The 7,376-nt window shown below is 70.1% G+C and carries 7 protein-coding genes and 3 pseudogenes; 3 read left to right on the forward strand and 7 right to left on the reverse strand.

Annotated features, from left to right (window positions below; all coding sequences use genetic code 11):
* The 3 genes and pseudogenes from KUTG_RS60480 to KUTG_RS01125 all read right to left on the reverse strand — a co-directional run.
* Positions 1-526, reverse strand: a pseudogene (locus KUTG_RS60480) (hypothetical protein); the annotation flags it as partial.
* 18 nt (positions 527-544) lie between these two features.
* Complete coding sequence (locus tag KUTG_RS01120) at positions 545-1,846, reverse strand: amidohydrolase family protein (RefSeq protein WP_043714280.1); 1,302 nt, start codon at positions 1,844-1,846, stop codon at positions 545-547.
* Complete coding sequence (locus KUTG_RS01125; protein ID WP_232240582.1) at positions 1,843-2,544, reverse strand: alpha/beta fold hydrolase; 702 nt, start codon at positions 2,542-2,544, stop codon at positions 1,843-1,845. The genes KUTG_RS01120 and KUTG_RS01125 overlap by 4 nt, the downstream gene beginning before the upstream one ends.
* A gap of 224 nt (positions 2,545-2,768) precedes the next feature.
* Between KUTG_RS01125 and KUTG_RS65830 the strand changes: the two are divergent.
* Positions 2,769-3,032, forward strand: a pseudogene (locus KUTG_RS65830) (hypothetical protein); the annotation flags it as partial.
* A gap of 215 nt (positions 3,033-3,247) precedes the next feature.
* On the opposite strand, the gene KUTG_RS62945 reads toward KUTG_RS65830, so the two are convergent.
* Positions 3,248-3,427 carry a hypothetical protein gene (locus KUTG_RS62945; protein WP_232240584.1) on the reverse strand — a complete coding sequence of 60 codons (180 nt, stop codon included), beginning with the start codon at positions 3,425-3,427 and terminating at the stop codon, positions 3,248-3,250.
* A gap of 10 nt (positions 3,428-3,437) precedes the next feature.
* On the opposite strand from KUTG_RS62945, the pseudogene KUTG_RS60495 reads away from it, so the two are divergent.
* Positions 3,438-4,344, forward strand: a pseudogene (locus KUTG_RS60495) (M4 family metallopeptidase); the annotation flags it as partial.
* Positions 4,345-4,400: 56 nt separating this feature from the next.
* Here the strand turns inward: KUTG_RS60495 and KUTG_RS01135 are convergent.
* The 3 genes from KUTG_RS01135 to KUTG_RS01145 form a co-directional block, all read right to left on the reverse strand.
* Complete coding sequence (locus KUTG_RS01135; RefSeq protein WP_052393665.1) at positions 4,401-4,778, reverse strand: nuclear transport factor 2 family protein; 378 nt, start codon at positions 4,776-4,778, stop codon at positions 4,401-4,403.
* Between the two features lie 98 nt (positions 4,779-4,876).
* Positions 4,877-5,578 (reverse strand): histidine phosphatase family protein, encoded by a 702-nt coding sequence (locus tag KUTG_RS01140; protein WP_043714284.1) that lies wholly within the window; start codon positions 5,576-5,578, stop codon positions 4,877-4,879.
* Between the two features lie 16 nt (positions 5,579-5,594).
* Positions 5,595-6,641 (reverse strand): LLM class F420-dependent oxidoreductase, encoded by a 1,047-nt coding sequence (locus KUTG_RS01145; RefSeq protein ID WP_043714286.1) that lies wholly within the window; start codon positions 6,639-6,641, stop codon positions 5,595-5,597.
* A gap of 73 nt (positions 6,642-6,714) precedes the next feature.
* On the opposite strand from KUTG_RS01145, the gene KUTG_RS01150 reads away from it, so the two are divergent.
* On the forward strand, positions 6,715-7,376 hold a 662-nt coding region (locus KUTG_RS01150; protein ID WP_043727841.1), incomplete at its 3' end, for an aldo/keto reductase.

Genomic DNA, 7,376 nt, shown 5'->3' on the forward strand with positions numbered 1-7,376 from the left:
CGGCCACGGTCTCCACCGGCACACCGAAGTCGGCGGCCAGCCGGCGCATCTCGGTGAGGAACTGCTGGAACGTCGGGTGCGACGGGTCGAAGTCCGGCGGCACCAGGACCTGGGAGATGTCGAACTTGTCGTTGCCGGCGAAGTTCGGGTAGGTCGTGACCGACGGCAGCCCGAACTTGCTGGCGATCATCGAGCCGAGCACCGTGACGGCGTCGTGGACGATCACATCGGGCCGGTCGGTGGTGATCCAGTCGACCACGGCCGGCAGGACGTGCTTGGTGGAGCGGATGCTGGCCACGAGCATGTCGGCCAGCTCGCCGGTCTTCTGCCCGCCCTTGCCCGCCGCGATCTTGCCGGGCGACCAGTCCAGCGCCACCAGCTGCGCGCCGGAGGCGGCGATCATGTCGGCGAAGGCGGGCGAGGTGGCGTAGCTGACCCGGTGGCCGCGCCGGGTCAGCTCCTGCACCAGCGGCAGCGTCGGATAGACATGGCCGGGCGCGGGCGCGGTGATGAACGAGATGTGCATGTGGTGTCCCCCAGACGGTTACTCCGATTCTGTCGGGGGACGCCAGCTGCCGTCGACCGGTATACCGGCGGCCGCGGCGATGCGGTTGCGGGATTCGAGCAGGCGAGCCCGCAGCGCGGGCAGGTCGACGCCGACCAGCGCGCCGTCGCGTTTGACCACGCGGCCGGCCACGATGACCGTGTCGACCAGGCCGGGATGACCGGCGGCGACGATGGTGCCGGCGGGGTTGTTGAACGGGAACACGCTCGGGTCGTCGGCCCGCAGCAGGATCACGTCGGCGTCCTTGCCGGGGGTGAGGCTGCCCGTTCGGGCGGAAAGTCCGCACGCTCGGGCGCCGTCGACGGTCGCGAATTCCAGCACGTCCTTCGACGCCAGTCCGCCGTCCAGGCCGCGCTGCACGACGAGGGCGGTGCGCATGGTGGCGAACATGTCGCCGCCGGCGGACGGGCAGTCGTCGATGGAGAACGTCGGCCGCAGCCCGGCGGCCAGCATGCGGCCGGTCATGGGCCAGCCGAAGCCCATCCTCAGCTCCACGTCCGGGCTGACCGACACCGAGCAGCCGGCATCGGCCAGCATCCGCAGCTCGTCGTCCTCGATTCCGTTGGCGTGCACGAAGGTCATGCTGTCCAAGAGCAGCCCGTGCTCGCGGTAGGCGTCGACCGGGCGGCTGCCGCGCGCGCCACCGGATCCGATGTGGACACTGGAACGCAGCCCGAATTCGGCGGCCAGCTTCAGATCCGCGGCGACGATGTCCATTGTGGTCAGTTGGGCGCCACGCAGCCCCAACGCCATGGTCACCAGGCCGTCGTCGACGGAGTCACGGACCCGCCGCAGCTCGGCCGCGTCGACGGGGACGGTGACGTTTCCCTCGCAGTAGCAGAAGATCGAGCGGGCGGGCGCGTCCCGCAGCGCCTGGACGGCGGCGTCGACGTGCGCGGGGCTCTGCGCGCAGTGGAACCAGTCCAGCATCGTGGTCACGCCGGAGTGCAGGGCCTCCAGCCGCCCGAGCAGGTTGCCGAGATAGACGTCGTCGGGCGTGTAGTGGGGTTTGAGCGTGCCGTGCATGGCGGCCCGGTACTCGGCGAACGTCCAGTCCGCGCCGACGCCGCGGAACGCGGTCTGCCAGGTGTGGCGGTGGGTGTCGACGAAGCCGGGCAGCACGATCCGGTCGGTCGCGTCGATCACCTCGGCGTCGGGGGCGTCGATGCGCGCCGCGATCTCGGTGATCACGCCATCGGTGATGAGCACGTCGCCACGCGGGAGATCGCCGACGGCCGGGTCCATGCTGACAACGGCGCCACCGCTGATCAGGGTCCTCATCGGTTCAGGGCCTCCACGAACGCCTTCGGGTTGTCCAGCATCATGTTGTGCCCGCCGTCCGGGATCACCGTCACGGTGACGCCGGCCTCGACCAGCGCCCGGTGGTCGGGCAGGGGGTCGCTGTGCTTGCCGAGCAGGAACGTGCGCGGGATCGTCAGCGCACACAGGCTGTGTAGGAACCATCGGTCCCGCTCGCCGGCCAGCGACACCGCGCTGCGGTGCATCGCCGCCGCGTCGGCCTGCCTCGCCGTTGCCGCCCATTCGGTGCCGATCACCGACAGGATCCGGCCGTGCATGGTCTGCACGTACTCCTCCTCCCGGTAGCGCGCAATGCGGGCACTCAGCGCACGAGGTTCGGCCGGACGGAGGTTCGGCTCGGCCAGCACGAGTTCCCCGACCAGCCCGGGGTGACGCTCCGCAAGCACGATGGCGACCGCCCCGCCCATGCTGTGCGCGACCACCCGCACGCCGTCCAGATCCACGGCCCGTAGCAGCGTGGCGACCGTGTCGGCGTGGTCCTCCATGGTGTAGCCGAAGCCGGCCGGCCGGTCGCTCAGGCCGAACCCGAGCAGGTCCACCAGCAGCGACCGGCGGCCCGTCGCCGCCGCGACCTGCCCGAAGTAGGCCGGTGACGACGAGCCGAGGCCGTGCAGGTAGACGGTCGGCGGCTGCGCCCCGGCCAGCTCCACCCACCGCATGCGGGCCCCGTCCGGACCCACCTCAAGGTGACGCACAGTGATCCCCCTCCGGGTAAACAACATTTTAACTGTCAACGAACGCCGATCACTGCAAGGGATTTCCCTATTACGTACCGTGTTCGACTCTCGGCAGGATCGATCCCGTTCCCGATGTCCGATCCGTCCGATCCGGCCAGCGCCGGATCGCTCGGACGTACGCCCTGCACCAGGAACGAGGAGACTCGATGAAACGTGTGACCCTGTGCTGCGCCGCGGCCGTGACCGCGGCCCTGCTCAGCTCCGTCGCCGGGTACACCACCGCCACCGCGGCGCCCGTCAACCCGCTCGTCGCCCACCAGGCGGCGCTGCAGTCGGCCGCCGACCAGGCGCCCGCACTGGCGGGCACGCTCGGACTCGGCAGCCAGGAGAAGCTGGTCGTCAAGGACGTCGTCACCGACGCGAACGGTACTAGGCACCTGCGCTACGACCGCACCTACGCCGGCATGAAGGTGCTCGGCGGCGACCTGGTCGTCGACCAGTCCGCGGCCGGCGCGGTCAGCCACGTGACCTACGCCAACTCCGCCCGCATCGCGCCCGCCTCCACCCCGAAGCTGTCGGCCAACGCCGCCGCCTCGGACGCCCTGGCCTCGGTGACCGGCACCGGCCTGACCAAGTCGGCGCAGACCCTGGTCGTCTACGCGGTCGACACCGCCCCGACCCTGGCCTACGAGACCGTGGTCACCGGCGTGCGGGCCGACCAGACGCCGATCCAGCAGCACGTGTTCACCGACGCCGCCAGCGGCAAGGTGCTGTACTCGTACAACGGGATCGAGGAGGCCGCCGGCACCGGCAACACCGAGTACTCCGGCACGGTCGCCCTGACCACGACCCAGTCCGGCAGCACCTACCAGCTCAAGGATGGCTCGCGGGGCAACCAGCAGGTCAACACCCTCAACCACGGCTCCGGCACCCGGCACCCTGGCGACCAGCGCCAACAACGTCTTCGGCGACGGCAAGGCCACCACGGTCAACACCGCCGCGGCCGACGCCGCCTACGGCGCCGCCGAGACGTGGGACTTCTACAAGAACACCTTCGGCCGCAACGGCATCAAGAACAACGGTGTCGGCGCGCTGAGCAAGGTCCACTACGGCAGCGGCTACGTCAACGCCTTCTGGGACGACAGCTGCTTCTGCATGACCTACGGCGACGGCTCGGGCAACGCCCACCCGCTGACCGCCATCGACGTGGCCGGCCACGAGATGTCGCACGGCGTCACCTCCGCCACCGCCGGCCTGGTCTACTCCGGCGAGTCCGGCGGCCTCAACGAGGGCACCAGCGACATCTTCGGCACCGCCGTGGAGTTCTTCGCCAAGAACGCCTCCGACCAGGGCGACTACCTGATCGGCGAGAAGATCGACATCTTCGGCAACGGCAAGCCGCTGCGCTACATGGACCAGCCCTCCAAGGACGGCAACTCGGCCGACTACTGGTCCTCCACCGTCGGCAACAAGGACGTGCACTACTCGTCCGGCGTCGCCAACCACTTCTTCTACCTGCTGGCCGAGGGCAGCGGCGCCAAGACCATCAACGGCGTCAACTACAACAGCCCGACCTCCAACGGCTCGAAGCTGACCGGCATCGGCATCGCCAAGGCCCAGGCCATCTGGTTCCGCGCCCTGACCACGAAGTTCGTCTCCACCACCAAGTACGCCCAGGCCCGCACCGGCACGCTGGCCGCCGCGGCCGACCTGTACGGCGGCACCGGCAGCTCCGAGTACAAGGCCGTCGCCGCCGCGTGGAGCGGCGTCAACGTCAACTAGTCCCAGCGCTGAGCGCAGTGCCCCGGTCCTGCCCTGGGACCGGGGCACTCCCGTGCTCAGAACTGGACGTAGTCCCGGAAGTTGAGGATCTTGCTGTCACGCACCCGCAGGACCGCCACACACGGCTTGGTCACGGTCTCGCCGGTGTCCACGGCGGTCATGTCGCGGACGTACTCGGCGATCACCACCTCCGGGTCCGTGCTCTCGTGCAGCACGACGTCCCGGTAGGTGCTGCGGTGGCTGCCCACCCGCGCGGACTGCCGGCCGTAGAACCCCCGCAACTGCTCCCGCCCCCGCATCTGCCCCGGGAAGCCGGGAATCGGGTACATCCACTCCATCAGCACGTCGTCGGCCAGCAGGTCGAGGAAGCCCTCGACGTCATTGCGCTCGCCGGCCTGCCGGAACTGCTCGAACACCTCTGCCGGAGTCGGCATGCCTGTTCCCCCTGAGTTCGATGACGAACCCAGGATACGGAGTGCTAGTTCCGGTTATCAAGAGAGTGCTCGGCCCCGCCCCTGCTTCGCCCGGTTCGTCAAGCCCCCGTCGTGCCACCGACAACGGCGTCGGAGGTGGCCTTGGCTTCTTCCTCGGTCTTCGGCTTCACGGGGACGATGGCGGCGTACTCGGAGCCGTGGTCGTTCATGCGCACCACGAAGGGGCGGGTGTGGGTGTAGCGGACCACGGACACCGAGCAGGGGTCGGCGACGATGCGCTGGAAGGAGTCGAGGTGGGTGCCCAAGGCGTCGGCCAGAACGGACTTGATCACGTCGCCGTGGCTGCACGCCAACCACACGGCCTCGTCACCGTGCTCGGCGGTGATCCGGGCATCGTGACGGCGCACGGCGGCGACGGCACGAGCCTGCACGGAGGCCAGACCCTCGCCGGCCGGGAACACGGCGGCGGAAGGATGCTGCTGGACCACGGTCCACAGTGGCTCCTTGAGCAGGTCCTTGATCGCCTTGCCGGTCCACTCGCCGTAGTCCACCTCGGACAGGTCGTCCTCGATCACCGGCTCGATCCCACGCGCGGACGTCAACGGCGCGATGGTCTGCTGGCAGCGCAGTAGAGGCGACGACACCACGCCGGCCAGCTCCACACCGGCCAGCCGTTCCACCAGCTTGGCCGCCTGGGCCTGGCCGGACTCGGCCAACTGCACACCGGGAGACCGACCGGCCAACACCCCGGAACCGTTCGCGGTGGACTGCGCGTGCCGCAGGAGAATCAGAGTCGCCACACCGGCAAGCCTACGGTCAGGCCACGCCCGAGGAGTCCAGCGCCTCCGCCGCCGCGCGCAGCGCCTTGACGTTGAGGTCGAGATCGAAGTGCATCGGCGACACGGTCAACGTCGTCACCCCGGCCCCGGCCAACGCCTGCATCCCGTCGGCGATGCGCTCCACCGGACCCAGCAGCGAGGTGGCGTCCAGCAGCTCCACCGGCAGCGCGGCCATGGCGCCGGCGTAGTCGCGGGCCAGGTACTTCTCCTGCACCTCGGCCGCCTGCGCCTCGTAGCCCATCCGGCAGGCCAGGTTGTTGTAGAAGTTCTTGTCCCGGCTGCCCATGCCGCCCACGTACAGCGCCGCGTACGGCCGGACCTGGTCGGCGGCGGCCTGCCAGTCGTCGCCGAGCACCAGCGGCGCGGTCGGCACGACGTCGAACCCCTCAAGGGTCTTGCCGACCTTCGCCCGACCCGCCGCGACCTGCGCCAGCGACTCGGAGGCGAACTCGGCCGAGTAGAACACCGCCAGCCAGCCGTCGGCGATCTCGCCGGTCAGCTCCAGGTTCTTCGGGCCCACCGCGGCCAGGTAGATCGGGATCTGCTCCCGCACCGGGTGCACGGTCAGCGTCAGCGCCTTGCCCGGCCCGTCGGGCAGCGGGAGCGTGTAGTGCTTGCCCTCGTAGCGCAGCTTCTCCCGCTTCAACGCCGACTTCACGATGTCGACGTACTCCCGGGTGCGCGCCAGCGGCTTGTCGAACCGGACGCCGTGCCAGCCCTCCGACACCTGCGGACCCGACACGCCCAGGCCCAGCCGGAACCGGCCGCCCGACAACGTGTCCAGGGTCGCGGCCGTCATGGCGGCCATGGCCGGGGTGCGAGCCGGGATCTGGAAGATCGCGCTGCCGACGTCGATGGTGGAGGTGTGAGCGGCCACCCACGACAACACCGTCGGCGCGTCGGAGCCGTAGGCCTCGGCGGCCCACACCACCGAGAAGCCCAGCCGCTCGGCCTCCCTGGCCAGCTCCAGGTTGTCGGCGTCGTCACCCGCGCCCCAGTATCCGAGGTTCAGCCCAAGTCGCACGAGCCGGACCCTACCCGCCAGTAACCTCTACGGCAACAGGCCCAACGGCCAAGATCGGCATAGGCTCGCACCCGTGCAGCAAAGACACCTCGGCCGCAGCGGCCTTCGCGTCTCACGGCTCGCGCTGGGCACCATGACCTGGGGCAAGGACACCGAGCCCGAAGAAGCCACCAGGCAGCTCACCGCCTACATCGAGGCCGGCGGCACCCTCGTCGACACCGCCGACGTCCACCCCGACGCCGAAGAGATCCTCGGCGCCCTCGTGGGCGACGTCGTCGAACGCGACGACATCATCATCGCCACCAAAGCCGTCGCCCGCCGCGACGACGGACCCTTCGGCGGCGGCGCCAGCCGCGGCGCCCTGCTCACCGCCCTCGACGGCTCCCTGCGCCGACTCGCCGTCGACCACATCGACCTCTGGCAGCTGCACGCCTGGGACAACTCCGTCCCACTGGAGGAAACCCTCAGCGCCGTCGACGCCGCCGCCCGCGCCGGCAAGATCCGCTACGCCGGCATCTCCAACTACACCGGCTGGCAACTGGCCACCGCCGCCGCCACCAGCCCCTTCCCCCTGGTGTCCACCCAGGTCGAGTACTCCCTGCTCGAACGCGGCGTCGAACGCGAAGTCCTGCCGGCCGCCAAACACCACGGCCTCGGCACACTGTGCTGGGCCCCCATCGGACGCGGCGTGCTCACCGGCAAGTACCGCAACGCCACCCCGTCGGACAGCCGCGG

The organism is Kutzneria sp. 744, from assembly GCF_000568255.1.
Taxonomy (GTDB): domain Bacteria; phylum Actinomycetota; class Actinomycetes; order Mycobacteriales; family Pseudonocardiaceae; genus Kutzneria.

Bases quoted from the DNA above. Each gene is read 5' to 3' on its own strand.
- KUTG_RS01135 (WP_052393665.1), bottom strand. From the start codon at position 4,778: ATGCCGACTCCGGCAGAGGTGTTCGAGCAGTTCCGGCAGGCCGGCGAG.
- KUTG_RS01120 (WP_043714280.1), bottom strand. From the start codon at position 1,846: ATGAGGACCCTGATCAGCGGTGGCGCCGTTGTCAGCATGGACCCGGCC.
- KUTG_RS01125 (WP_232240582.1), bottom strand. From the start codon at position 2,544: ATGCGGTGGGTGGAGCTGGCCGGGGCGCAGCCGCCGACCGTCTACCTG.